General features: G+C 56.5%; 22 protein-coding genes, 2 pseudogenes and 1 riboswitch. Of the genes and pseudogenes, 15 read left to right on the plus strand and 9 right to left on the minus strand.

Going from position 1 to position 24,841, the window contains the following annotated elements; translation table 11 throughout:
* Window position 1: 1 nt before the first annotated feature.
* The 7 genes from AC2FIO_RS12410 to AC2FIO_RS12440 form a co-directional block, all read right to left on the minus strand.
* The gene (locus AC2FIO_RS12410; RefSeq protein WP_058272004.1) at window positions 2-1,114 is read right to left on the minus strand and encodes an ABC transporter ATP-binding protein; all 1,113 of its coding nucleotides are present in this window, start codon (window positions 1,112-1,114) and stop codon (window positions 2-4) included.
* Window positions 1,115-1,232: 118 nt separating this feature from the next.
* A complete protein-coding gene (locus AC2FIO_RS12415) occupies window positions 1,233-2,357 on the minus strand; it encodes an extracellular solute-binding protein (protein WP_108859641.1) in 1,125 nt (374 codons plus the stop codon).
* Window positions 2,358-2,815: 458 nt separating this feature from the next.
* Entirely contained in the window at window positions 2,816-3,898 is a 1,083-nt protein-coding gene (locus AC2FIO_RS12420) for an ABC transporter ATP-binding protein (RefSeq protein WP_496697963.1), read from the minus strand.
* Window positions 3,899-3,901: 3 nt separating this feature from the next.
* On the minus strand, window positions 3,902-5,557 hold the full coding sequence (locus AC2FIO_RS12425) for an alpha-glucosidase (RefSeq protein ID WP_496697965.1): 1,656 nt from the start codon (window positions 5,555-5,557) through the stop codon (window positions 3,902-3,904).
* Window positions 5,558-5,566: 9 nt separating this feature from the next.
* Window positions 5,567-6,715 carry a carbohydrate ABC transporter permease gene (locus AC2FIO_RS12430; protein ID WP_496697966.1) on the minus strand — a complete coding sequence of 383 codons (1,149 nt, stop codon included), beginning with the start codon at window positions 6,713-6,715 and terminating at the stop codon, window positions 5,567-5,569.
* A 4-nt stretch (window positions 6,716-6,719) separates the two neighbouring features.
* Window positions 6,720-7,727, minus strand: coding sequence for a carbohydrate ABC transporter permease (locus AC2FIO_RS12435; protein ID WP_170418733.1), 1,008 nt, complete (start codon window positions 7,725-7,727; stop codon window positions 6,720-6,722).
* Window positions 7,728-7,793: 66 nt separating this feature from the next.
* Window positions 7,794-9,062 carry an ABC transporter substrate-binding protein gene (locus tag AC2FIO_RS12440; RefSeq protein WP_496697968.1) on the minus strand — a complete coding sequence of 423 codons (1,269 nt, stop codon included), beginning with the start codon at window positions 9,060-9,062 and terminating at the stop codon, window positions 7,794-7,796.
* 216 nt (window positions 9,063-9,278) lie between these two features.
* Here AC2FIO_RS12440 and AC2FIO_RS12445 point away from each other — a divergent pair, with 216 nt between their 5' ends.
* From AC2FIO_RS12445 to AC2FIO_RS12475, 7 genes and pseudogenes are all read left to right on the plus strand, one after another.
* Entirely contained in the window at window positions 9,279-10,310 is a 1,032-nt protein-coding gene (locus AC2FIO_RS12445) for a LacI family DNA-binding transcriptional regulator (RefSeq protein WP_496697970.1), read from the plus strand.
* 3 nt (window positions 10,311-10,313) lie between these two features.
* Window positions 10,314-11,615, plus strand: a pseudogene (locus AC2FIO_RS12450) (GH1 family beta-glucosidase); the annotation flags it as partial.
* Between the two features lie 42 nt (window positions 11,616-11,657).
* Window positions 11,658-12,638, plus strand: coding sequence for a glucokinase (locus AC2FIO_RS12455; protein ID WP_496698104.1), 981 nt, complete (start codon window positions 11,658-11,660; stop codon window positions 12,636-12,638).
* Window positions 12,639-12,675: 37 nt separating this feature from the next.
* Complete coding sequence (locus tag AC2FIO_RS12460) at window positions 12,676-13,602, plus strand: carbohydrate kinase family protein (RefSeq protein ID WP_496697972.1); 927 nt, start codon at window positions 12,676-12,678, stop codon at window positions 13,600-13,602.
* A gap of 17 nt (window positions 13,603-13,619) precedes the next feature.
* Entirely contained in the window at window positions 13,620-14,285 is a 666-nt protein-coding gene (locus AC2FIO_RS12465; protein ID WP_496697974.1) for a D-lyxose/D-mannose family sugar isomerase, read from the plus strand.
* Between the two features lie 165 nt (window positions 14,286-14,450).
* On the plus strand, window positions 14,451-14,726 hold the full coding sequence (locus AC2FIO_RS12470) for a hypothetical protein (RefSeq protein ID WP_058276655.1): 276 nt from the start codon (window positions 14,451-14,453) through the stop codon (window positions 14,724-14,726).
* A 10-nt stretch (window positions 14,727-14,736) separates the two neighbouring features.
* Window positions 14,737-15,207, plus strand: a complete 471-nt coding sequence (locus AC2FIO_RS12475) for a phage holin family protein (RefSeq protein WP_058272016.1) — start codon at window positions 14,737-14,739, stop codon at window positions 15,205-15,207.
* 3 nt (window positions 15,208-15,210) lie between these two features.
* Here the strand turns inward: AC2FIO_RS12475 and AC2FIO_RS12480 are convergent, their stop codons facing one another.
* Both AC2FIO_RS12480 and AC2FIO_RS12485 read right to left on the minus strand, forming a co-directional pair.
* Window positions 15,211-16,383: an acetate/propionate family kinase gene (locus tag AC2FIO_RS12480; protein WP_282119349.1), complete on the minus strand. Its 1,173-nt coding sequence runs from the start codon at window positions 16,381-16,383 to the stop codon at window positions 15,211-15,213.
* Window positions 16,376-17,815: a bifunctional enoyl-CoA hydratase/phosphate acetyltransferase gene (locus tag AC2FIO_RS12485; RefSeq protein ID WP_496697977.1), complete on the minus strand. Its 1,440-nt coding sequence runs from the start codon at window positions 17,813-17,815 to the stop codon at window positions 16,376-16,378. The genes AC2FIO_RS12480 and AC2FIO_RS12485 overlap by 8 nt, the downstream gene beginning before the upstream one ends.
* A gap of 148 nt (window positions 17,816-17,963) precedes the next feature.
* Window positions 17,964-18,169: riboswitch (cobalamin riboswitch) on the plus strand.
* 101 nt (window positions 18,170-18,270) lie between these two features.
* Here AC2FIO_RS12485 and AC2FIO_RS12490 point away from each other — a divergent pair.
* From AC2FIO_RS12490 to napA, 8 genes and pseudogenes are all read left to right on the plus strand, one after another.
* On the plus strand, window positions 18,271-18,627 hold the full coding sequence (locus AC2FIO_RS12490; protein ID WP_496697979.1) for a DUF1636 family protein: 357 nt from the start codon (window positions 18,271-18,273) through the stop codon (window positions 18,625-18,627).
* Window positions 18,624-19,409 carry an ABC transporter ATP-binding protein gene (locus AC2FIO_RS12495; protein ID WP_496697980.1) on the plus strand — a complete coding sequence of 262 codons (786 nt, stop codon included), beginning with the start codon at window positions 18,624-18,626 and terminating at the stop codon, window positions 19,407-19,409. The genes AC2FIO_RS12490 and AC2FIO_RS12495 overlap by 4 nt, the downstream gene beginning before the upstream one ends.
* Before the next feature lie 10 nt (window positions 19,410-19,419).
* Window positions 19,420-20,370, plus strand: a complete 951-nt coding sequence (locus tag AC2FIO_RS12500; RefSeq protein WP_496697981.1) for an ABC transporter substrate-binding protein — start codon at window positions 19,420-19,422, stop codon at window positions 20,368-20,370.
* 1 nt (window position 20,371) lies between these two features.
* Window positions 20,372-21,385, plus strand: coding sequence for a FecCD family ABC transporter permease (locus tag AC2FIO_RS12505; RefSeq protein WP_496697982.1), 1,014 nt, complete (start codon window positions 20,372-20,374; stop codon window positions 21,383-21,385).
* 149 nt (window positions 21,386-21,534) lie between these two features.
* Window positions 21,535-21,789 (plus strand): annotated as a pseudogene (locus AC2FIO_RS12510) (4Fe-4S binding protein); the annotation flags it as partial.
* 60 nt (window positions 21,790-21,849) lie between these two features.
* Window positions 21,850-22,050 (plus strand): 4Fe-4S dicluster domain-containing protein, encoded by a 201-nt coding sequence (locus tag AC2FIO_RS12515; protein ID WP_496698106.1) that lies wholly within the window; start codon window positions 21,850-21,852, stop codon window positions 22,048-22,050.
* Window positions 22,047-22,340, plus strand: a complete 294-nt coding sequence (locus tag AC2FIO_RS12520) for a chaperone NapD (RefSeq protein ID WP_058276663.1) — start codon at window positions 22,047-22,049, stop codon at window positions 22,338-22,340. Before AC2FIO_RS12515 ends, AC2FIO_RS12520 begins: the two co-directional genes overlap by 4 nt.
* Complete coding sequence (gene napA, locus AC2FIO_RS12525; protein WP_282119342.1) at window positions 22,337-24,829, plus strand: nitrate reductase catalytic subunit NapA; 2,493 nt, start codon at window positions 22,337-22,339, stop codon at window positions 24,827-24,829. The genes AC2FIO_RS12520 and napA overlap by 4 nt, the downstream gene beginning before the upstream one ends.
* Window positions 24,830-24,841 lie beyond the last annotated feature (12 nt).

Consider the following 24,841-nt stretch of genomic DNA (forward strand, 5'->3'; position numbering starts at 1 on the left):
CTTATTCCGCGGCCAATTCACCCGCCGGAACCAGAACCGCATTGCGGGTCTCATATTCCAACGTGATGTTTTGGCCTGTGTGGTCATCGAAGGATTGGCCGAGGTTTGGCAAGGACACCTTTATCTCTTTTCCGCCGTCACCTTCGGTAAAGATGTTAAAGACGTTACCTTCGAATTCTTCGTGGTTCACCCGCGCGGTGACAAAGTGATCGCCTGACGCACCATCGGAGGCGATCGCAAAAGCCTCGGGGCGAATGAACATCATGGCGTCATCACCCACTGCCAGCTTTCCTTGGTTGGCGGTCGAGATGCGTGCAACCAATTCACCAGACCGGTTCGTTGAAATCAGCGCTTCGTTCCCCATAATCTGTTTAATTTTGCCGCGGAATACGTTGTTTTCACCTACGAAAGAGGCCGCGAATGCAGTGTTGGGATCATTATAAATGGTCTTGCCATCAGCGATTTGATCGATCACACCAGCCCGCATGACCGCGATATTGTCTGACATGGTCAGGGCTTCGCCCTGGTCGTGGGTGATATAGATGAAGGTGATGCCGACGCGTTTTTGAATCTCACGCAGCTCGGTGCGCATATGCTGGCGCAATTTGAGGTCGAGCGCGGACAACGGTTCATCCAGCAACAGTACATCCGGTTCCGCACATAGCGCGCGAGCGATGGCAACCCGTTGGCGCTGACCACCGGACAGCTCGCTTGGCAGTTTGTCACCCTGGTCGGGCAGCGCGATCATGTCCAGCAGCTCATCGGCACGTTTTCGGCGCTCTTTGGCGCTTGCGCCGCTGATCTCCAATGAGAAGGTGATATTTTCCCACACTTTCATCAGCGGGAACAACGCGAGGTTCTGAAAAATCAAGGCGGTCGGGCGTTTGTTCGGGCCGATGCCCCGCATATCCTTGCCACCGATCAGAACTTTGCCTTCGCTTGGTTCCAGAAAGCCCGAAACGGCCCGCAGGATCGTTGTTTTGCCGCACCCCGAGGGACCGAGAAACGAAAAGAAATCGCCCCCGTTGATGTTCACGTTTGCATCCCTCACGGCAACAAAATCACCGAAACGGATCCACAGGTTCTCAAGATCTACACCGACCCCTGCACTCATTTTTGGTATCTCCGTCAGGTGCGGCCCGTGACCACACCGAAATAGCGTCCGTCACGCCATTGTGGCATGCGGGTTGATAGCCCTCCGCACAGTGGCGGAGGGCACCTTGTCAAAGCAATCAGGCGCTTTTGAACTTGTTGACGAACTCGGTCCGAGTTTCGGCATACCACGGAGCCTCAGCAGGCCATGGGTTCAGGTTTGCCAGCGAGTCGCCCGGATAGGCCTCGGCGAAGTTCTTCTTGTAAGTGTCGCCCGCATATTGGTCGGCACCCAGAACTGGCGAGTTGTAGCCATGGCTATCGATGGCGACACCAGCAGGCTTGGCCTGATAGGCAAAATCGATGAAGGCATAAACCTGATCGATGTTCTGCGCACCGGTCGGCATCGACATACCGTCGACCCATGCCATCGCACCTTCGACCGGAGCCTGATAGTGCACCGGCTCACCAGCCGATTTCAGCGCCAGCGGCGGACCATCCCAGGTCTGGCCAACAATGACGCCTTCGTTCAACAGGCCGTTTTTCTGGGTGTCGGCATCGTTCCAGATCAGCTTGATCCGGTTCTTCCGCTCGACGCACCAGTCGGTGATCTGACCCCAGACCTTGCGCATGGTGTCTTCGTCGCCGTACGCGGCCCACACAGAGCCAGGCTCCATCTCTCCGGAGGCTTCCATATACAGACCGGCACCCAGCATCATCGAGTGCGCGCGGCCCATGGTCTTGCCTGCGTTTGCTTCGGACCAGACGTCCCCATAAGACGGGGCGTCGCCCTCGGGCAGCCACAGGTCGGTGCGGTAGGCAATGCCTTCTGTACCCCAGATATGCGGCAGCCAGTGCACGCCACTGTCAGCAAAGTTCCAGGCGTCGGTGCCGATCTGCGCCATCGCGGGGTTCACCAGATCAATCGGAACCTTGTTCATATCGAAGGGCTGCAACAGTTCCAGAGGCCCCCACTGCAGCGAGCGGTTGTTCGTCGGTGATACGATGTCAAAGCCTTGGCCCTTGGTGGCCTTCATCTTGTTGATGATTTCTTCGTTCGACCCGATACCGGTATAGTTCACCTTGATTCCGGTCAGAGTTTCAAACTCTTGCAGGAATGCTGGCGGCAGATAGTCCGACCACATCAGAATGTTGATTTCACCCGAAGATGCCAGCGCGCTTTTGCTGTAAAGCGGTGCTGCCAGTGCTGCTGCGCCCGCGCCTTTCAGGACCGAGCGTCTGGAAACGGTTTTCCGTTCAGCCATATTTTAGTTCTCCCGTTATTGGACTGTGTTGTTTTGTTATTATGGGTGCCACGCTAGAACTTTGCGGGGGCATTGTCAGGCCAAAAGTGACGGATTGGGAATTTCGTATGTCCAGATTGCGATTTAATCTAGCAAATATGGCTAGTTACCCCCTAGGACCGCAGTCACATATTGAGACCGAAGTAGCCTATTTCTGCAACGTTTCTTAAGAAAATGACACAGCTGCCCGTTCGGCCCGGGACCAGATTTTGGGCCGCAATCCAATAGGGGAAAAGCGGGTTCTGTTATGCCAGGCCGAAAGAAATCACGCCAAAAACAGTCGTAAACAGCATGCTTTTGGCAACGCAAACAGATCCCGGGACTTGCTGCAGTGGGGCGCAGACAACGTTCCAAGCCGTATGAAAAGGGGCATTCGCGTACTGCATCGCACCCGTCGATCCATCAGGTTTGGGTTACAGTTATTTTCTCATAGACAGGCCCTGGTGAAAAAGGTGAACCTTGCCCGGATCTGCTGAAACGGCAACCGTTTGGCCCCGCATGTTTTTTTGGACGCCCGGCAGTTTTGCGATTGTGGCGTCCTCCCCGTCTTTTGCCGCAAAATACAGCAGTGTGACTTCGCCAAGGGCTTCGGTAAAATCCACAATCCCTTCCATAATCGGATTGCTTTCAACGGGGTGAAAGTCTTCGGGGCGCACTCCGATATTTACCTGTTTACCCTCGTCAGCTGCATCGGTTGGGATGCTGGTCACCGCCGTCCCACCACCATCCAGTTTTACGACGGTGCGCTCACCAGCCTGCGTGATGACCCCCGGCAAAAGGTTCATTGCGGGCGAGCCAATGAACTGGGCGACAAATTCATTGTCAGGCGTTTCATATAGTTCGAGAGGGGTGCCAACCTGTGCGATCCCCTTGTTGGCCAGGACGACAATTCGTGTGGCCAATGTCATCGCTTCGACCTGATCGTGGGTGACATAGACCATCGTGCTGTCGGGCATTGCCTCTTTCAGACGCGCGATTTCGATGCGAGTCGCGACGCGCAGCGCTGCGTCAAGATTGGAAAGCGGTTCATCGAACAGATAGACCTTTGGATCGCGCACGATCGCCCGACCGATTGCAACCCGTTGCCGCTGACCACCGGAAAGGGCCTTGGGAAGGCGGTCCAGAAACGGTTCCAGCTGTAGGATACGAGCGGCGCGGTCAACGGCTGCATCAACCTCGGTTGACGGCATCTTGGCAATCTTCAACGCAAAAGCCATATTTTCGCGCACCGTCATGTGCGGATACAGGGCATAGCTTTGGAAAACCATCGCAATGCCCCTTTGCGCGGGCGGCACGTCGTTCATCACTTGGCCTTCGATCTCAAGCGTTCCGCCAGTGATCTTTTCAAGCCCTGCAATCATGCGCAGCAACGTGGATTTACCGCAACCCGACGGCCCGACAAATACAATTAATTCACCGCGTTCGATGTCGAGGTTAATGTTCTTTAGGACATCGACATTGCCATACGTTTTAGCGACATCCGTGAGATTGAGTTCAGACATGACTTACCCCTGTACCCGAGCCATCAAACAGAATTGGGCCGCACCGAGGGTTATTGTCCCCGCCCCTGCGACGCCGCCCAACTCCTCCCCGATAACCTGCCAGTTACCGTCGGGCAGTGTGACTTCCGCGCTGTCAGATCCCAGATTGAATACACAAAAGACCTGCTGGGCATCGTCCTCACGCAGGAAGCTCAGGATCGAGCCCGACTGGGTCATGTCGAGCTGCTGCCCTAACATCAGTGCAGAATACGCGTGGCGCAACGCAATCGCGCGGCGATAGTGATGCAGCATCGAGTTTGGCTGTTGCTCTAAACGGTCTACCGCTTGCTCGGCCTGAGTTTGGCTGACGGGCAACCAGGGGGCACCAGTACTGAACCCGGACTGTTCGTCCTGCGCAGCCCAAACCATCGGAGTGCGGCATCCATCACGGCCCTTGAACTCCGGCCAGAATTCTATGCCGTAAGGGTCCTGCAGATGTTCAAATGGTACGTCCGCCTCGGGCAGGCCAAGTTCTTCGCCTTGGTACAAACATGCTGATCCGCGCAGGCACATCATCAGCACTGCATGTTGACGGATGGCCGCGTCGTCCAGACCCCACCGCGACGCGTGGCGCTGAACATCATGGTTTGAGAACGCCCAGCAAGGCCATGCATCGCCAGCCTTTTCTTCCAACTGATCAAACACCTGCTTGGCGTATGCGGCGGTCAAAGCGCGCTTTTCGAGAAACTCAAAGGCATAGCACATATGCATGCGTTTATCGCCGCTGGTGTACTCGCCCATGATCTCAAGACCGCGCTGAGCGTCGCCAACCTCACCCAAACAAGCGCGGCCTTCGTATTCGTCCGTAAGTGCGCGCAACCGCTCGAGGAAGGCGATGTTTTCAGGCTGGCTTTTGGAATAGAGGTGATCCTGATGGTTATAGGGGTTCACCAACGGCGCGATCGAGGCATTGCGCTGATCCATCGGCAGACCAGGATTGTCGCGCAGTTGTTTGTCATGGAAGTAGAAGTTAATCGTGTCCAGACGGAAACCATCCACGCCCAAGTCCAGCCAGAACCGCGCCACATCCAGCAATGCATCCTGCACGTCCGGGCAATGGAAGTTCAGATCTGGCTGCGACGTCAGAAAGTTGTGCAGATAATATTGCAGGCGTCGGGAATCCCACTGCCATGCGGACCCACCAAAAATCGACAGCCAGTTGTTTGGCGGCGTGCCGTCGGGCTTGGGATCAGCCCAAACATACCAATCGGACTTGGCATTTTCGCGATTGGATCGGCTCTCCTTGAACCATAGGTGCTGATCCGACGTGTGCGACAACACGAGGTCGATCATCACCTTCAGCCCAACTGAATGCGCCTGATCCAGGAGATACTTAAAGTCCTCCATGCTGCCAAACATCGGATCAACATCACGGTAGTCGCTGACATCGTATCCAAAGTCCTTCATCGGCGATTTGAAGAATGGCGAGATCCAGATGGCATCGACGCCAAGCGAAGCGATGTAACCAAGCCTTTGGGTGATACCCCTGAGGTCTCCGATACCATCGCCGTTGCTGTCTTGAAAGCTGCGCGGATAGATCTGGTATATCACTCCGCCCCGCCACCAATCGGCGGACGCTTTGGTTGCTTTATGTAGTTCTACGGTGTTCTGCACGTTCATCAGACGCCTCTACTTGACGGACCCGGCCAACAGACCGCGGACCAGATATTTTTGCATTGCGAAGAAAACAATCAGCGGGACGATGATCGAAACAAAGGCCGCTGTGGCAAGGATTTCCCAATTCCCACCGCGCGTGCCTAAAAGCTCAACGATGCGGTTGGTCATGACAGTGGTCTGTCCGGATGCGTCGATCAGGAACACCTTGGCGACCAGCAAGTCATTCCACGTCCAGAGAAACTGGAAGATCGCAAAAGACGCCAACGCTGGAAAGCTGAGCGGCAAGATCAACTTGGTAAAGATCTGAAACTCGGTCGCGCCATCGACCCGCGCGTTTTCGATCAGATCGCGGGGCAGACCCGCCATGTAGTTACGCAAAAGATAAATCGCCAGCGGCAACCCGAACCCGGTGTGTGCCATCCAAACCCCCAGATATCCTTTGCCAATCCCGATATTTAGGTGGAATTTCAGCAACGGGATCAGGGCCAGTTGCAGCGGGACAACCAACAGGCCAACGACAGCCGCAATAATCAAAGCGCGCCCGGGGAAATCCATCCAAGCCAGCGCGTAGGCTGCAAAAGCCGCCACGAGAATCGGAATGATCGTTGCCGGTATCGTCACGGTCAACGTGTTGAAAAATGCGCGTCCCATACTGTCGGTGCTGTCTTCTGCCAGAAGAACCTTGTGATAATTGTCTAAAGTAAACTCAGGCGGCAATTCTGCAGTTACAAAAACACGCGATCCGCGGCTGCCGGTGAACTCGTCCGGGTTCTCCATGCGGTAATTCCCTGCGGCATCTACGGTGATTGTGCCGCCCTTTCGCAGCTCAGCTGTTTCGCCGGGGGCAAAGGCATCAATCGCGCGAGAGCTGATCCCCCATTTTGAGATTGTCGCCTTCGTCCCTTCGTCAAACAGATTGCCTTCGATCACGTACAGCCCGTTTTCGAGTACCTGGGTATCCGGGGCAGCGCTGCGCAGTGTCAGGTTCTGCTCGGACGGAAACAGCGACCGCCACCAGCCGCTGGTTGCGATTTGATCCGCTGTCCGAAAAGACGAGATCAAAAGACCCAGAGTTGGCACAACCCACAGCACCACCAAAAAGAGGACCGAGGCATGGACGACCCAGCGAAGGGCGGGTTTGGTTCCTGCAATATCGCTCATGACCCTACTCCATCTCTTTCCGCGCGTTGCGCACATTCCAGACAAGGATTGGAGCCACTAAGAGCATGATCACCATGGCCGAAGCCGACCCGACGCCCCAGTCGTTGGCGCGGAACAGCTTGTCATACATGTAGTTGGCCAAGACCTGCGTTTCCCACTGGCCATTGGTCATTGCAAAAACGATGTCAAAGACCTTGAGGACGGTGATCGTAATCGTGGTCCAGACGACAAGGATAGTGGTTTTGATCTGCGGCACTTTGATCCGGAAAAATATCTGAAACGGATTAGCCCCATCCAGAATTGCGGCCTCAATCGTTTCCTCGGGGATTCCGCGCAGGGCGGCCGATAGGATAACCATGGCAAAACCGGTTTGGATCCAGATGAGGACAACCATCAGCAAAAAGCTGTTCCAGAACGGTATCGTCAGCCACGTCTGCGGCTCGGTCCCGCCAAAGAAAATATAGAGCGCATTGAGCATGCCAATCTGATCTTGTTCAGCCGGACGAGTGTCATAGACCAGCTTCCAGATAACCGATGCGCCCACGAACGAGATCGCCATTGGCATAAAGATCAGCGACTTGGCGAGATTGCCCCAACGAATGCGGTCAGTCAGCTGTGCCACCAACAGGCCAAAGGCCGTCGACATTGCAGGCACAATGATCAGCCAGAACATGTTGTTGCGCATCGCTTCCCAAAACTTGGGCTCTTTGGCCATCTGGATATAGTTGTCCAGCCCAACCCATTTGTAGCCGCCGCCCGGGACACGATCAGTCAGTGACAGGCGCAGGGTTTCGACAACCGGATAGGCCAGATACAAGCCCAAAGCAGCCAGCGCTGGGAACAGAAACAACCAAGGCCGGATCATGTTCGCGCGGTTGATATTGCGGCCAGCATTCGGCCCCCGAGGCGGGAAAAGAACTCTGTCCAGAAACTGATTGGATAGATAGAAATAGCCCACGCAACCTGACACGCCGATGGCGATGGTCAGCAGGCCTTGAAATGCCGGATGCATGCCGCTCTCCCTTGCGACGATGGGTTCGGGCAACCCGACAGAGCGGGTTGCCCAATCTCAGACGCTTTAGTCCAGCGCGTCCCACGAGGACTGGATTTCGTCGGCGACGTCCTGGGCAGGTGTTCCGCCCGTATAGTCGACCATTCCAGTCCAGAAGGTGCCTGCACCCACGCCGCCCGGCATCAGGTCGGAACCGTCAAACCGGAAGGTGGTGGCCCCCAGAAGAATGTCGTTCATCTTCTTCAGCGTTGGGTCTGAGAAGACCGAGGTATCGACGCCTTTGTGCGGCGTCAGGAACCCGGTCAGAGCCATCCAGGCTTCGTGCGCCTCGGGCGTTTCCAGGTATTTCATCAGCGCATGCGCGCCTGGGCTGTCATTGGTAATGGCCCAAACTGTGCCGGCCCCAAGGACCGGGCTGCCGAGGTCTTTGCCTTCATAGGCCGGGAAGTAGAAGAAGTCAGCATCCTCGCCCACAACCGTACCTTCGGGGAAGAAGGCGGGAATGAACGAGGCCTGACGGTGCATGTAACACTGCGGAGGCGAGCTGAACATACCCTTCGGGCTGTCGCGGAAGTCAGTTGTCGCGACCGCACCGGCTCCGCCGGCCACGTAATCATCGTTGCGCGCAAACGCTCCGAATTCTTCAATCGCGGCGACAACCTTAGGATCGTTAAATTTCAATTCGTTGGCGACCCAGGCGTCATAATCTTCGGGCGGCAACGTGCGCAGCATCATGTCTTCAACCCAGTCAGTCGCTGGCCAACCGGTCGCTCCGCCGGACCCCAGCCCGATGCACCATGGCGTTTCACCATCTGCAACGATCTGATCGGTCAGCGCCTTCAGTTCTTCCATTGTGGTCGGGATTTCATAGCCGGCGTCTTCGAAGTTCTCCGGCACAAACCAAACCAGCGACTTCACGTCGACCTTGTAGAAAAACCCATACAGATGGTCCTGCCCGTCCGGGCCCTGATAGGTTCCCAGATCCACCCACGACTGACCGGCCGCATAGTTGTCGCGAATCCAATCCGCAGTTCCTTCACTCAGGGGCGTCAGGAATCCCGCCTTGGCCATATCTGATGCCAGACCGGGTTGGGGAAACACTGCTACGTTGGGCGCCGATCCGGCTTCGGCATCAATTCTGATCTGCTGCTCAAAGCTGTCCGAGCCGACATAGCTGTACTCATGCCCGGTCGCTGCGGCAAAGCCGTCCAAAACCTTTTCGACATTTTCCTGATCAGGCCCCAGCCACGGGCCAAACACGGTGACCTTGTCGGCATACGCCGCGCCCGCCATCAGGGCGAACGCGGCCGCGCCTGCATAAAGCGAGTGTTTCATGAAGTTTCCTCCCAACTTTGCTCGCGCCTTTGAGACTCATTTTCAAAGCGCTTTGGATGACGCACTTTATCCGCTAACATTCAATTTTTGTCAATAATCTGTTTACTGATGCCCATATTATTAATATTCAGGGCTGTGTCAGAAAGATGTGGCAGTCGGGCGGGAAGCGCCTGCAAATCTGCAAATGATCAAATTTGAAGGCGCTTTGAGGCGAAGATGAATCTAAAGCAGCTCTCAGAAATCCTTGGTTTATCTCAAACCACTGTCAGTCGCGCGCTGAATGGTTACCCCGAGGTGAACGAGGATACGCGCCTGCGCGTCCAAGCCGCCGCTGCCAAGCACGGCTATCGGCCGAACAGCCGGGCCAAGGGATTGGCAACAGGGCGCTCGATGGTGATTGGGCACGTGATTCCCTCCTCATCCCAGCATGAAATGGTAAACCCGATTTTTGGTGATTTTGTCGCCGGTGCTGCACGCAAGTATTCGGATCATGGATATGACATGATGTTCACTAATGCAGATGACACCTCGATCGAGGAAGCTTATCGCAGTCTTTTCCAGCGTGGCGCGGTCGATGGTATTGTTTTGCAAGGCCCCAAAGTCAACGAACACCGGATCGAGGTCCTGACCAGAATGGGCGTGCCCTTTATCGTTCATGGCAGATCAACCGGGGTAGACGTGCCCTATGACTGGATCGACGTGAACAACAAAAGTTCGTTCCTGCGCGCCACCCGGTTTCTGATCGACCTTGGGCATCGCCGCATTGCCCTGATCAACGGGCTTGAGGATATGGATTTCGCTCAACGTCGCCGCGACGGATATCTTGAAGCCCTGCATGAGGCAGGTTTGCCCTCAAACCCGGAATTGATGCGCAGCGCCGAGATGACCGAGGTTTATGGCCACCATGAAACCCGCGATATGCTTCGCCTGGATGACCCGCCTACGGCCATCCTGACAGCCTCCATGATTTCCGCTATCGGAGTGCGTCGCGCGCTTAACGAAGCGGGGTTGAAGATGGGTAAGGATGTCTCGGTCATCGCCCATGACGACGACTTATCTTACCTCAAGAACGGTCAGGACGTACCGATTTTCACCGCTACAAGATCGTCTGTACGTAGGGCCGGAGAAATGGCGGCTGAAATGCTGATCGAACGCATCAAATCTCCGGAAGAACCGGTGAAAACTAGATTGCTGGAGGCCGAACTGGTAGTTGGCGGCTCAACCGGCCCCGCCCCAAACAGGTTCTGAAAAATGAAATATACACGCTCGGACTTCCCCAAAGATTTTCTCTTTGGTGTCGCAACCTCGGCTTATCAAATAGAAGGCCACGCACAGGGTGGCGCAGGGAAAACCCATTGGGATAGCTTTGCCGCTTCACCCGGAAACGTGGTGCGAAACGAGAATGGAGATCTGGCCTGTGACCACCTGAACCGTTTTCCACAGGATTTCGATCTGGTGCGGGACGCGGGTTTTGATTGCTACCGGTTCTCGACAAGCTGGGCGCGCGTTTTGCCTGAAGGGCGTGGCCCGGTAAATCAGGCAGGTCTGGATTATTACGACCGACTTGCCGACGCCTTGTTGGAACGCAGCATTCGGCCCTGTGCGACCCTTTATCATTGGGAATTGCCTTCTCCGCTTGCTGATCTGGGCGGCTGGCGCAACCGGGATATCGCAAGCTGGTTTGCCGATTTCACCGAGGTCATCATGGGCCGCATCGGCGACCGTATGTACAGCGTCGCCCCAATCAATGAGCCATGGTGTGTCAGTTGGCTGAGCCATTTTGAAGGACATCACGCGCCTGGAATGCGCGACATCCGCGCCACGGCTCGCGCGATGCACCATGTTCTGCTGGCTCATGGCCGCGCCATTGAGGCGATGCGTGGTCTGGGTATGTCAAACCTGGGCGCTGTGTTCAATCTGGAATGGGCCGAGCCCGCTGATGACAGCCCCGCCGCGCGCAAGGCGGCTGAGCTTTATGACGGGATCTACAACCGGTTTTTCCTAGGTGGTGTGTTCAAAAAAGCCTATCCGCAAAACGTTCTAGACGGGTTGGAACCTCATCTTCCATCCGGCTGGCAAGACGACTTTGACACCATTGGTGCACCCGTCGATTGGTGCGGTCTGAACTACTATACCCGCAAACTGATCGCGCCTGCCGATACCGCATGGCCAAGCCTGGAAGAAGTACCCGGCCCGCTTCCCAAAACACAGATGGGGTGGGAGATTGAACCCGATGCCCTGACGCGCTTTCTGACCCGTACGGTGCGCGATTATACCGGCGACTTGCCGATTTATGTCACCGAAAACGGCATGGCAAGCCCGGAACGCAAGCAAGATGACGACCGCATTGACTACCTCAACAAACACCTTGGTGCCGTTCAAAACGCGCTGGACGACGGCGTTCCAGTCAGGGGCTATTTCATCTGGTCCCTGTTGGATAACTACGAGTGGTCCTTTGGCTATGAAAAGCGGTTCGGGTTGGTTGATGTAGATTTCGATACGCTCGAACGGACGCCAAAAGCCTCGTACAACGCGCTGAAATCGGCCTTGTCCGGTGGGCCTGTTTCTCTGCCGATGGCTCAGCCTGCCGGAACAATGCACGAGCACTGGAATCTTGTCGCGGACATCGGTGGCACAAACACACGACTGGGTGTCATCTCGAACGGACAACTGACGGACCTTCGCAAATACCCAACCGGGTCGTTGCCAGAGCTTCTAGATGCGTTCCACAGCCTGCGTGACGAGATTGGCACCGACCCACGCGCCGTCGTCGCGGCCGGAGCAGGTCCGGTCAAAGACGGGACAATCCGCCTGACAAATGCACATCTTGATTTGTCCGAAAGCGACATCGGCAAGGCAACAGGCGCGCAACACACATTTGTTATCAATGACTTCACCGCGGCCGCCTGGTCGGTCGCCGAAATCACCGGTGATCATGTCGAGGTCCTGCAAGGGGCTGAGACACCGCCGGTCGGAACCCGGCTGGTTGTGGGCCCCGGCACTGGCCTAGGCGTAGGCGCATTGCTGTATTCCCAGGGGCGATACCATACCGCGTCGGGCGAAGGAGGCCATGTCGGACTGTCCCCACGCCACGAGGATGAGGTCGAAGTCTTCAAAGCGGCGCGCCATATTGCGCCCGAATGCTTCTTTGATGACAGCCTAGTGCTCGAAGCGGAAATGTTCCTTAGCGGAACCGGCCTTCCCATTCTGTACCAAGCCGCCAGCATGGCCGCTGGACAGTCCGATGCTCCAAGGCGCAGCGCCAAGGATATACTGCAGGACGCGCTGGCGGAATCCGACCCGATTGCGGTCAATACTGCGCATATGTTCAAAACCCACCTTGGGGCTATTATGGGCGATCTGGCTGTCGCCTACATGCCGACAGGAGGTGTTTTCCTTGTGGGTGGCGTCGCCGAGAAAAACCGGTGGCTGTTCAAGGATGCGTTCCGGGATGCCTTTAACGCCGGTGGGCGTTTCAGTGACTTGCGGCGTTCAATGAACCTGTATGTGTCCGAGCAAGATGAATTTGGCATTGTTGGCGCTAACAATTTCTGTAAAAGTGCGCTCGCGCGGTAAACTGGCCGCCTGACCTGATTACAGAAAGGACCACGGCATGATTTTGTGCTGCGGTGAAGCCCTGATCGACATGATCGCCGAGCCAACCGTTTCTGGGTCGCGCGGTTTCGTACCCCATTCCGGTGGTGCCGTCTTCAACACAGCCATTGCTTTGGGTCGGCTGGGCGCGCCGGCAGGTCTGTTGACAGGCTTATCGACAGATATGTTCGGACAGCAACTGGCAGACGCGCTGCAAGCCAGCCATGTGGAAGCAAGCCATTTGATCCGATCGGATCGCCCCACGACACTGGCCTTTGTGCAGCTAGTGGACGGCCATGCCACCTACAGCTTTGTCGACGAAAACTCGGCTGGGCGCATGTTGATGCCTGAGGACATGCCAAAACAGCTGCCTGCTGTATCCGCCTTGTATTTTGGTGGGATCAGTCTTGCTTGTGAACCCTGTGCGGACGCCTACGCGGCCCTGCTGGAGCGCCACGGATCAGACCGGGCAGTCATGTTGGACCCAAACATCCGACCCGGATTTATCAAGGATCAATCACGGTATCGTACACGATTGAACCGTATGATCGCTCAATCTGATATCGTGAAAGTCTCGGACGAAGATCTGGACTGGATAGTTCCAGGGCCTGAAACACTGGCCGAGAAAGTCCCACTACTCCTGCAAGCAGGACCTTCCGTAGTTATCGTAACACGCGGCAGTGATGGGGCGTCGGGATATCTGGTGGACGGGTCCGAAACTTCGGTGCCTGTCAAAGCGGTCGAGGTGGTCGATACGGTGGGTGCCGGTGACACGTTCAACGCCGGTGTCCTTGCTGAATTGGACCGAACAGGTCGATTGACCAAGTCCAATCTGCGGACGTTAGGCCAGGACAACTTGCGCGCGGCGTTAGCCAAAGGTGCAGACGTCGCCGCCATCACCGTTTCCCGCGCTGGCGCAAACCCGCCCTGGGCGCATGAACTTTGACCCCCTGAGGGACCGAGATGAAAAGATCAGATATCAACAACATCAAAACCGAAGCCGAGGCCTTCATTCGCTCGTTCGGGGCCGTCCTGCCCCCCTTTGCCAACTGGTCGCCGGAACAAATGCGCAGCTCACAGGCACAAGGCATACGTGACCGCGGCCTCGGGTGGGATATTACCGATTATGGTCAAGGCCGGTTTGATGAGCTTGGCCTGTTCCTATTTACCCTGCGCAATGGCGATGTGCAGGATCTGAACAAAGGTCGCGGCATGCTTTACGCAGAGAAGCTTTTGGTTTCTCGGGACAAACAACTCTCCCCGATGCATCGCCATATCATCAAGGCCGAAGACATCATCAACCGGGGCGGCGGCGATCTGGTCATGGAGATTTATGCCTCAGACCCTGAAGGCGGTATAGACCGGGAAAACCCGGTGGTTGTCCCCAGCGACAACTGCCCTGTCACCATCCAACCTGGTGAGTTGCTGCGGCTGAAACCCGGTCAGAGCGTAACCCTGATGCCGGGTATCTGGCACGCATTCTGGGCGGAACAGGGCGACTGCCTGATTGGCGAGGTGTCAACTGTCAACGATGACCGGACCGATAATGTATTCGAGGATCCCATTCCGCGCTTTGCAACGATTGAAGAAAACACAAAGCCCGATTTCCTGCTGGTATCGGACTATTGATAAACGGATAGCACGTGCGCCGCTTTGGTCACATCCGGGCCAGGTGCTGATCGCTGCATCGGGATAACACCCTTTCCCGAATTCAAAAAATCGAATTAACATGGCCCTCGACAAAGGAAAAAGTCGCGAGCCTGATTTTTGCGCGACCATCGAAGGACCCAAGTGATGGTAACCAAAGCACAGCTAGAAGCCGAAGTCGCAGAGTTGCGGCGCCAGCTGGCCGAACAATCCAGCGCACGAGAAGGCATCTCAGATTCGAACAGCGGCAAACAAGCTGATCCACACAAATCGATGACGGACGGAATTGTCGAAAGCCTGGATGAGTGGTCAACGCAATTGGAAGAAGTCATGACAGAGCTTGAAGAATTTCCCCATAAAAGGCCGATCCTATTCGCCCTTGGGATTTTCACACTTGGCTATCTTCTAGGCCGTTCCCGGTAGGAGCCCGAACATGAACCGCATTTCACGCAACATTTCGATCATCCTGCGAGCCGAGCGACTTATTGCTCAAAGGCAACTGTCCGTCGCGGCAAAACGCACAGGCTTTTACGCTGCTGCCGGGTTAGCCGTTGGGCTTGCAGTAATCATGCTGAACGTCGCCGGGTTCTTTTGGCTGTCCGAGACCATGTCAAAGTCTCTTGCCGCGATCATAGTGGCCGGGGTGAACCTTGTTCTGGCCGTGATCCTCGCACTGGTCGCAAATTCCATGACCGCCGAAAGTGACACTTCGGCTGCCGTCGAATTGCGGGATATGGCGCTGCACGACATCGAGGACGAAGTCCGGGACAACTTCGCCGAGGCGCGCAACACAATCGTCGGCCTAAAGCGCGATCCGATCGGGATGTTGTCACCCGATATTATCAGCACGGTTCTAGGCGTTCTGCTCAGATACGCGCGACGTGGAAAAAACAAACCGGATTAGGAGTTATTCTGCCATTCTGGCCGCTGCACGCGCGATCACCATCTCTTCGTTCGTGGGAATAGCCAGAATACGTACCCGGCTGAAATCAGTGGACAGAACCGTAGCGTTGTCTGCATTTCGGTTCGGGTCCATATCAATCCCGATCCAGCGCATCCCTTCGCAAACCATCTGACGGATACGGGCGGCATTTTCACCGATGCCTCCGGTAAAGACCAAAGCGTCAATGCCTTCCAGCGCGGCAGACAAGGCGCCCAGTTCACGGCGGATGCGGAAGACATAATACTCAATCGCTTTGCGCGCATCCGGAGTATCTGCAGCCAACAGGGTGCGCATGTCCGAGGACATGCCGGACAGGCCAAGCAAGCCGGACTTTCGATAGAGAAGCTCGGCGATTTCGTCTGCCTCCATCCCTTCTTGCTGCATCATGTAAAGCACGACCCCCGGGTCCAATTGCCCGCTGCGGGTGCCCATGGGCAGACCGTCGAGCGCCGAAAACCCCATGGTCGAGGCCACGGCCCGACCACCCGACACCGCACACATCGACGCGCCATTTCCCAGATGCGCAATGACGACGCGGCCGTCGTACAAACCCGGCGCAATTTCTTTCAGCTTTTGCGAGACGTAGTCATAGCTGAGCCCGTGAAACCCGTATCTGCGAACGCCCTTTTCGTAGAATCTTTGAGGCAATGCGAAGGTATCATTCACCCAAGGGTGTGTCCTGTGAAACGCGGTATCGAAGCACGCAATCTGGGTGGTACCAGGAAAGGCTGCGGCGGCCGCCTTGATACCCGCAAGGCTGTAGGGTTGGTGCAAGGGCGCGAAGGGAATGAAACCACTTAGCGTATCAAAGACGTGCTCGTCCACCACGACAGGTTCCGAATAGACTGGTCCGCCGTGAACGACGCGGTGGCCCACGGCCCGGACGTAAATGTCCGGCAGGTATTCGCGGGTAAGTTCAAGAAACGCGCTGATGGCCTCGTCATGTGTTTTGGCTCCAGACAACTGACGGTCGACAGACCGCCCCCCTGCTGATTGGGCCAACAAGCGTGGTGCATCCCCCAACCGCTCGATCTGACCGCGCCAGCGCATACTGGGACGTCGGTCCTCGACCAGTTCGTAAAGCGCGAATTTCAACGAGGACGACCCGGCATTCAGCGCCAAAACATGTTCAGCCATGGATTTTGCTTTCATTCGCAATTGCATGCAGCGCCGCGACAGCACAAGACGCCAGCCGCGAAGCATCATCATCTGCCCGAGATGTCAGGATAATCGGTGCCGCAGCACCTATCACAACGCCGGCAGCCTCGGCATGAGAGATATATGTCAGCTGTTTGGCTACCATGTTGCCGGCTTCGATATTCGGAACAACCAGAATGTCTGCGACCCCCGCGACTGGTGAGGTGATGCCTTTTGTCCGCGCCGCGTTCAGATCAACCGCGTTGTCCATGGCCAAAGGACCATCGACCAGCCCGCCGGTGATCTGTCCACGCTCGGCCATTTTCGACAACAGCGCGGCATCGACAGACGACGGTAAATGCGGATTGATGGTTTCAACCGCTGATAAGACACCAACCTTGGGCATCTCGATGCCAATAGAATGCGCAAGATGGATGGCATTCTGAACAATGTCGGCCTTGGTTTCGAGATCCGGTGCGATATTCACCGCCGCATCTGTAACCATGATGGGCCGGGACATGCCTGGCACGTCCATCACGAACACATGCGACAGCCGCCGCCCGGTTCTCAGACCTTTTTCCCTGCGCAGAACGGCGCGTAACAAGACATCCGTGTGCAAATGACCCTTCATCAGCATCCGGGCCTTACCTTCAACGACAAGCCCGACCGCGCGTTGGGCAGCCACTTCGTGGTCTCGCGCTTCAATGATTTCAGCTCCGGACAAATCGGCCCCAAGCTGGGCGGCAGCGGCGGTGATTTTGTCCGGATCGCCAACCAAAATCGGAGTAATGATGCCGTTTTCCAACGCGAGTAATGCCCCGCCTAGCGAATTCGGCTCTTCCGGGGCGACGATCGCTGTGGGCATCGGGTCCAAAGGACGTACCCTTTCCAACAAAGCGTCGAAATGCCGGTGACGCTGAACGATCAGTCCCGGCACCTCGACCGAGTCGAAGGTCAAATGCCGCGACGGTGGCGTGACCTGTACGGTACCGCTCAGGATCAATGCGTTATCCCCGACCCGGCGCACCTCGGCGGAACAGGTCAGGTCGCCGTCTTCACGCTTTTCGGTAACAGCCACAAAGGCGGTCAGTTCTTCGCCCGCCATAACCGGAGCATGAAAACTCAGGTCCGCCCGACGTGTTTGCGTACCGGCCCCCGGTAAGATGTTTCCAATGACTGCAGCCACCAGACCCGCGGGCCACAAGGCGGGCGCGACAGCCTCGGGGTGTCCATCTCCATCTCCGTCATAGGCCGCCAGATTCAGCGGGTTGTGGTCACCCGAAGCCGAGGCAAACGCGTACAAGTCGTCCACGGTGCACAATCGGGTGACCTGCGCCTTGTCGCCTACTTTCAATTGAGAATAGGTTCTGTTTTCTTGAATTTTCATCTCGTCCGGCTTTGTTTTTGAATGCGTGTTCGTCGTTTCAAACATTGGATGTGCGGCCCCCCGGAACCAGAACATATCCACCTTTGCCCCTACATTTCTGCGACGCAGCGTAGTCAGATCGTTGGCAAATGACAAATGACCTCTGTGCGTGGGGCGCTGAGTATTATCGCTTGACCCAAAATCGGAACTCGGGCAAGCATCACCGCGATGGTTCCCTGTGGTTCGCCAAGGGATGAAAAGGGAATACGGTGAGGTAGCCAACAAGCGCCAAGTCCGTGACTGCCCCCGCAACTGTAAGCGGTGAGCGACGCCAAATACCCACTGACCCCAAATGGGTCGGGAAGGATGGCCAAGCCACGACCCGCAAGTCAGGAGACCTACCATCCGATGTTCAACCAACCCGGGGCGGGGCGTCCTGGAAGGAGGCTTTATGACACGTCTAAGACGTGATGGCATGATTGGTACCTTCTGTCCGCGCTTGGCAACAGGCGGAGTGGGCCATGTCGATCAGTCCTGATCATTTCCTTCTGATTTGCGAGACCTGCGAGGGTTCTGACCGGGCGGATTCATTGCGCGCTGCGCTTGCAAACAAGCTTCCATCCAGTTTTGACATCCAAAGCGTTTCCTGTATGGCCGGTTGCGGTCGTCCCACAACCGTCGGGTTTCAGGCATTAGACAAAGCGCAGTACCTTTTCGGTGACATCCAATCGGCTGAGGACGTGGATGCTTTGGCCGAATTTGCACATCAATACCATCGCATCGCGGATGGGTGGACCAACGCAACGCAGCGCCCGCCTGCCCTTCTTGAAAAGACTCTGGCGCGCCTGCCGCGGCTAAAAGTGGAGACAAGCGCATGACCTGCGGAGCTTTCCTTGAGGCGCGCGGGCTGGAGTTTTACGCCCTGAACGGCGACGTACTGCTGCAAAACATCAATTTCGAACTGAATGAAGGGGCCACTCTGGCAATTGCCGGCCCAAACGGTGCGGGTAAGACAACGCTGCTGAATCTTTTGTGCGGCGGTGAAGAGATTGTGCTGGGGGACGTTTTGGTAAAGGGGCGCAGCCTTCGGCAGCTTTCGGCGATGGACCGCGCCCGAATGATCGCCGTGGTCAGTCAGCAGGAATCGCCGGACGGGCGTTTGTTTCTGCGCGACTACGTGGCCCTTGGGCAAATCCCAATCCGCGCCGACCGATCTGCGGCTGAGCACGCCCTGGAATTGGACCGCATCCTGAATCTGACCGGACTGGTTGCCCTCGCTGACAAGCGGATGGCCGTGTTATCCGGCGGGGAACGCCAGCGCGCTCATATCGCAAGGGCGCTGGCGCAGAACCCGTCGTTGCTGTTTTTGGATGAGCCGACGAACCATCTGGATCCGGACGCCAAGGGACGCATGCTGTCGCTGGTCGCCGAGCTGGGCATTACGGTGGTCATGATCGTCCATGATCTGGTCATGATCCCGGAATTCGCGACCCATGTCGCGTTGATGAAATCCACACGCCTGACCGGTTTCGGCCCAGTGCACGAAGTGCTGACACCCGAAAGGGTCCGTGAAACGTTTGGTGTCGATTATCTTAGCTTTCAGCATGAAGGCCGCATGATCCCGGCACTGGATATCAGAAGAACCACTACCTCAAACTAGGAAAAATAACATGAACAAAACTCTCTGGTGCGCTGCACTGATCAGCGGCATTGCAACTGCCGCAACAGCGCGCGAGATCACCGTCGACAATTGCGGCGAGCCGATGGTGTTTGAAACTCAACCCGAGCGGCTGGTCGTACACGACATGAACATGACCGACATGGCCTTTGCGCTGGGTTTGCAGGACAAGATCGTGGGCCTGACGGGCATCACCGGCTGGTACAAAACCAGCCCCGAGTTTGACACCCTGCGCGGCGACATCCCGGAACTTGCACCCAAGTATCCGTCAGTAGAAAATCTGGTCGCTGTCGAACCCGACCTTTTCTTTGCGGGCTGGTACTATGGCATGAAGCCGGGCGGTGACGTGACCCCCGACACGCTTGCGCCGTTTGGCATCAAAACGATGATCCTGACGGAAAGCTGCGTACACCTGGATAAGGATCGCCCAGAAGCCAGCATGGATTTGCTGTTCACCGACGTCCTTCGCTTGGGCAAAGTAATGCACGTTGAAGACAAGGCAGAAGAGCTGGTTTCCGGCTGGAAGGAGGAACTGTCCGCGATTCAAACACAGACAGCCGACCTGCCGAAGCCCCGCGTTTTCCTGCTGGACGGCCCCGCCGATGCCCCGTTTACGGCTGGTAAGTTTGCCATTCCCGACGCGATGATTGCTGCCGCTGGCGGCGAGAACGTCACCCATGACATGGACACCAGCTGGGGACGTTCCTCGTGGGAGGCTGTTGCCGCTTCGAACCCGGAATTCCTGGTTTTACTTGATTATCAAACTGGAAATGGCGCCGCAGATACCTTCAAGTTCCTGCAGGACCATCCCGTGATGTCTCAGACGGACGCGGTCAAGAACGAACGCTGGATTGGTCTGCGCTACGAGGAACTGACACCCGGACCGGCAAATATCGAAGCAATTTCGAAAATGGCCAAAGCCATGCACCCGGGCCTGAACTGATATGGGCCGACTTGGCCTTACACTCTTTCTGGGGGCGGCTGTATTGGCCGCCCTTTTGCTAACCTCGACGGTCTACGGGACCACATCCATTCCGGCCTCTGACGCACTGGCCGGTGTCTTGTTGGGCACGGGAATAGTGGAAGGGGAAATGTCTCCGCTCCACCGCATCGTGTTTGACCTGCGCTTACCACGCGCGCTGTTTGCCGCCGTGATCGGTGCCGGGCTGGGCATCGTCGGCGTTGTCCTGCAAACCACCACACGCAACGATCTGGCGGACCCGTTTCTGTTCGGCCTGTCCTCTGGCGCTGCGGCGGGAGCTGTCTTTGTCATTACAGTAACCGGAGATGTGCTGGGCTTTTGGACCCTGCCACTGGCCGCGTTTTTCGGAGGGCTTGTCGCATCAGGTATTGTGCTGGCTTTGGTTCATGGGCTGCGCACAAGCGCGCCCGAAAAACTGATCCTCGCGGGGCTTGCGGTTTCGTTTTTGTTTTCAGCTATTACCAATTATCTGATTTTCGCGGGCGACAGCCGTGCGGCCCATTCGGTTATCTTCTGGATGCTTGGGGGTTTGGGTCTTGCCCGGTGGGAGACATTCCCGCTGGTCTGCGCAGGTTTAGCATTGATCCTCGCCTATGCAATGTACCGTAGCCGCTGGCTTGATGCACTGCTGACTGGTGATTTGACGGCCGCCACCCTGGGTGTGCCCGTTCAAGGCCTACGGTTCCGAATGTTCTTCGTCGCAGCTCTTGCAACCGCTGTATTTGTGTCCGTCGCGGGTGTGATCGGTTTTGTCGGCTTGATGGTTCCCCACATCGCACGCGGTATCGCGGGGCCTTTGCACAGCCAGCTCGTGCCTACCGCCGCCATTGTCGGAGCAGCTTTGCTTACAGGCTCGGATATCCTGAGCCGTCTGTTGCTTGCCCCGCAAGAGCTGCCTGTTGGGATTGTCACGACATCGCTGGGATCGGTTTTTGTTTTTCTTCTACTAATCCGAACCGCGCGCCCTCGCAGATGATCTCAAAGGGTCGCTTCGGCAAAAAAATTAAAGTTTCCTAAATGACTAATATTTAACAGGCCAAATGACCTAAATCAAAAAAGGCCCCCACAGATCACGGTATGCGATACACTCGATTACAGGAATCGAGTGTAGCCAGGTCGCATGCAATGCAACAACTGACCAGCCGACGCGCGTTTCTAAGCGCAAAGATCAGACCAGAGGACGGCAATATCGCCAGACCTCCGGGCTCGGTTGAGCTGTGCTTTGTTGAAACATGCAGTAAATGTGGTGATTGCGCAGATACTTGCCCCGAAGATGCGATCGTCATCGGGACAGATGGATATCCCCGCTTCCAGCCCACTGACAATCCCTGCACCTTCTGCGGTGACTGCGCCCGTATTTGTCCAACCGAAGCGATATCGATTGACCGTTTGCCAGATTGGCCATGGCGCGCCGCGCTTACATCGGACACCTGCCTATCTATGAAAGGCATCAGTTGCCGCATCTGTCAGGACAATTGCGAACAAAGCGCGATCCGTTTCAAACTGATGACCGGCGGCCGCGCAGAGCCGGTGCTTGACCTTGATACATGCAACGGCTGCGGGATTTGCCCAAGTTTATGTCCCGCCGATGCCATTGCGCTGGAACGCCAACCTCAACCACAAATGGAAGCTACTCAATGAACATCTGCGGTTGTCTCGCCCATGTCGCACCTGATCACACGAGCGCAGCAGCGCGCGTGATGAAGGGCACGCCGGGTGTCGAAATTCACGCTGAAACGGAAGATGGCCGATTTGTTGTCGTCGTCGAAGACACTCCAACCCGTCTTGCATCCGAAACCATCATGGATCTGCACCAGATCCCAGGCGTCATCTCTTTGACCCTGACTTATCACCATTTCGAGGATCTCGCGGACGCCCATCCGCAGCCCGATGCCCCAAGCCCAACCACCAGCCGGAGGCCCACGCAATGACACATTCTGAATCCCGTCGGACTTTTCTCAAGGCCTCTGCGGCCGCAGCAACGGCGTCAGCCGCTGGTATTCCGCTGGCGGCCGGTCAAGCCAATGCCCAGGCCGGAGCGCCAGACATCCGGTGGGACAAGGCGGCTTGCCGGTTCTGTGGTACAGGCTGCTCTGTTCTGGTTGGCACCAAAGAAGGTCGTGTCGTTGCGACGCAAGGCGACCCCGACGCGCCGGTGAACCGGGGGCTGAACTGTATCAAGGGTTATTTCCTGTCCAAGATTATGTACGGCAAGGATCGACTGACTACACCTTTGCTACGCAAGACCAATGGCGAATACGACAAAAACGGTGAATTCGAGCCGGTAAGCTGGGACGAAGCGTTCGATGTCATGGCCGCAAAATGGAAAGAGGCGCTGGCCAAGAAAGGCCCGACCAGTGTCGGTATGTTTGGTTCCGGGCAATGGACGGTTTGGGAAGGCTATGCGGCATCCAAACTGATGAAAGCCGGGTTCCGGTCCAACAATATTGACCCCAACGCACGGCACTGTATGGCATCAGCCGTTGTGGGCTTTATGCGCTCCTTCGGCATTGATGAGCCAATGGGATGCTATGACGATTTCGAGCACGCGGACACGTTCGTTCTGTGGGGTTCGAACATGGCCGAGATGCACCCGATCCTGTGGTCGCGCCTCACCGATACACGTCTGACCAAACCGGGTTGCGAAGTGCATGTACTGTCGACGTTTGAGCATCGCTCGTTTGAACTGGCGGACAACGGCATCGTTTTTGAACCGCAGACCGATCTGGCGATCCTGAACTACATCGCCAACTACATCATTCAAAATGGCGCGGTAAACGAAGACTTCGTCAAGAATCACGTCAACATCACCAAAACCGCCACCGATATCGGCTATGGTCTGCGCGACACCAACGCGCTGCAGCAAGAAGCTGAAAATCCGAACTCGGGCAAGATGGATCCGATCAGCTTTGAAGAATACGCCGAAGCCGTCGCGCCCTACACGCTGGAATATACCTCTGAACTGTCTGGTGTCCCTGCAGACAAGCTGGAGAAACTGGCCCAGCAATATGCCGACCCGAACCGTAAAGTGATGAGCTTGTGGACCATGGGCTTCAACCAGCACACCCGTGGGTCCTGGGTGAATTCGCTGATGTATAACGTGCACTTGCTGGTGGGAAAGATTTCCGAACCCGGAAACTCACCGTTCTCGCTGACGGGTCAACCGTCGGCCTGTGGTACGGCGCGTGAGGTGGGGACCTTTGCCCACCGTCTGCCGGCGGACATGGTTGTTACGAGTGATAAGCACCGCGAAATCTGCGAAACCGCATGGAACATCCCCGAGGGCACTATCCCGCCCAAGCCCGGCTTCCACGCCGTGTTGCAGCACCGCAAACTGAAGGACGGCGAACTAAATGCCTATTGGGTCCAGTGCAACAACAACATGCAAGCCGCGCCCAACATCAACGAAGAAGGCTATCCTGGTTACCGTAACCCGGAAAACTTCATCACAGTCTCGGATCCTTACCCAACTGTCACCGCAGTTTCGGCCGACTTGATCCTTCCCACGGCCATGTGGGTTGAGAAAGAAGGCGCCTATGGCAACGCCGAACGCCGTACGCAATTCTGGCGTCAACAGGTGCAGGCACCGGGTGAGGCCAAGTCGGACCTATGGCAGCTGATGGAATTCGCGAAACGTTTTACCATCGAAGAGGTCTGGGGCGAAGAGCTGCTGGCCAAGATGCCCGAGCATCGCGGCAAGACCATGTATGACGTGCTTTATGCCAACGGTAAGGTCGACCAGTTCCCGCTGTCGGAAACGGCGGAAGGGTTCCACAACGACGACGCGGAGCATTTCGGCTTCTACGTTCAGAAAGGTCTGTTTGAAGAATATGCCGATTTCGGACGCGGCCACGCGCACGACCTTGCTCCGTTCGAGATGTATCACGAGGCCCGTGGCATGCGCTGGCCTGTCGTCGACGGCAAGGAAACACTCTATCGCTTCCGCGAAGGGTATGATCCGTATGTGCCGGAAGGCGCAGACGTTAAGTTCTACGGCTACGAGGACGGCAAGGCCAAGATCATCTTTGCCCCCTATGAGCCCGCCGCCGAGGAACCGGATGAGGAATTCGATCTATGGCTATCCACCGGTCGTGTGCTGGAACACTGGCATTCGGGTTCGATGACCCGCCGCGTGCCCGAACTGCATCGCGCGTTTCCGTCAGCCGTTGTCTACATGCACCCGGAGGACGCCAAGGATCGCGGTCTGCGCCGTGGGCAAGAGATCGTACTCTCCACCCGCAGGGGCGAGGTGACCAGCCGGGTTGAAACGCGCGGCCGCAACAAGGTGCCACGCGGATTGGTCTTTATGCCATGGTTCGACGAGCATCAGCTGACCAACAAGCTGACGCTGGACGCAACTTGCCCGCTGTCGAAAGAGACCGACTACAAGAAATGCGCCTGTAAGGTCGAGCGCGCGTAACGGACAAGCGAG

The organism is Ruegeria sp. CDSB086 (assembly GCF_059611065.1).

Bases quoted from the DNA above. Each gene is read 5' to 3' on its own strand.
- AC2FIO_RS12505 (WP_496697982.1), top strand. From the start codon at position 20,372: ATGGGCCGACTTGGCCTTACACTCTTTCTGGGGGCGGCTGTATTGGCC.
- AC2FIO_RS12460 (WP_496697972.1), top strand. From the start codon at position 12,676: ATGATTTTGTGCTGCGGTGAAGCCCTGATCGACATGATCGCCGAGCCA.
- AC2FIO_RS12480 (WP_282119349.1), bottom strand. From the start codon at position 16,383: ATGGCTGAACATGTTTTGGCGCTGAATGCCGGGTCGTCCTCGTTGAAA.
- AC2FIO_RS12495 (WP_496697980.1), top strand. From the start codon at position 18,624: ATGACCTGCGGAGCTTTCCTTGAGGCGCGCGGGCTGGAGTTTTACGCC.
- AC2FIO_RS12410 (WP_058272004.1), bottom strand. From the start codon at position 1,114: ATGAGTGCAGGGGTCGGTGTAGATCTTGAGAACCTGTGGATCCGTTTC.
- AC2FIO_RS12520 (WP_058276663.1), top strand. From the start codon at position 22,047: ATGAACATCTGCGGTTGTCTCGCCCATGTCGCACCTGATCACACGAGC.
- AC2FIO_RS12485 (WP_496697977.1), bottom strand. From the start codon at position 17,815: ATGTTTGAAACGACGAACACGCATTCAAAAACAAAGCCGGACGAGATG.
- AC2FIO_RS12420 (WP_496697963.1), bottom strand. From the start codon at position 3,898: ATGTCTGAACTCAATCTCACGGATGTCGCTAAAACGTATGGCAATGTC.
- AC2FIO_RS12465 (WP_496697974.1), top strand. From the start codon at position 13,620: ATGAAAAGATCAGATATCAACAACATCAAAACCGAAGCCGAGGCCTTC.
- AC2FIO_RS12430 (WP_496697966.1), bottom strand. From the start codon at position 6,715: ATGAGCGATATTGCAGGAACCAAACCCGCCCTTCGCTGGGTCGTCCAT.
- AC2FIO_RS12440 (WP_496697968.1), bottom strand. From the start codon at position 9,062: ATGAAACACTCGCTTTATGCAGGCGCGGCCGCGTTCGCCCTGATGGCG.
- AC2FIO_RS12415 (WP_108859641.1), bottom strand. From the start codon at position 2,357: ATGGCTGAACGGAAAACCGTTTCCAGACGCTCGGTCCTGAAAGGCGCG.
- AC2FIO_RS12475 (WP_058272016.1), top strand. From the start codon at position 14,737: ATGAACCGCATTTCACGCAACATTTCGATCATCCTGCGAGCCGAGCGA.
- AC2FIO_RS12500 (WP_496697981.1), top strand. From the start codon at position 19,420: ATGAACAAAACTCTCTGGTGCGCTGCACTGATCAGCGGCATTGCAACT.
- AC2FIO_RS12445 (WP_496697970.1), top strand. From the start codon at position 9,279: ATGAATCTAAAGCAGCTCTCAGAAATCCTTGGTTTATCTCAAACCACT.
- napA (WP_282119342.1), top strand. From the start codon at position 22,337: ATGACACATTCTGAATCCCGTCGGACTTTTCTCAAGGCCTCTGCGGCC.
- AC2FIO_RS12470 (WP_058276655.1), top strand. From the start codon at position 14,451: ATGGTAACCAAAGCACAGCTAGAAGCCGAAGTCGCAGAGTTGCGGCGC.
- AC2FIO_RS12425 (WP_496697965.1), bottom strand. From the start codon at position 5,557: ATGAACGTGCAGAACACCGTAGAACTACATAAAGCAACCAAAGCGTCC.
- AC2FIO_RS12515 (WP_496698106.1), top strand. From the start codon at position 21,850: ATGAAAGGCATCAGTTGCCGCATCTGTCAGGACAATTGCGAACAAAGC.
- AC2FIO_RS12490 (WP_496697979.1), top strand. From the start codon at position 18,271: ATGTCGATCAGTCCTGATCATTTCCTTCTGATTTGCGAGACCTGCGAG.
- AC2FIO_RS12435 (WP_170418733.1), bottom strand. From the start codon at position 7,727: ATGCATCCGGCATTTCAAGGCCTGCTGACCATCGCCATCGGCGTGTCA.
- AC2FIO_RS12455 (WP_496698104.1), top strand. From the start codon at position 11,658: ATGCACGAGCACTGGAATCTTGTCGCGGACATCGGTGGCACAAACACA.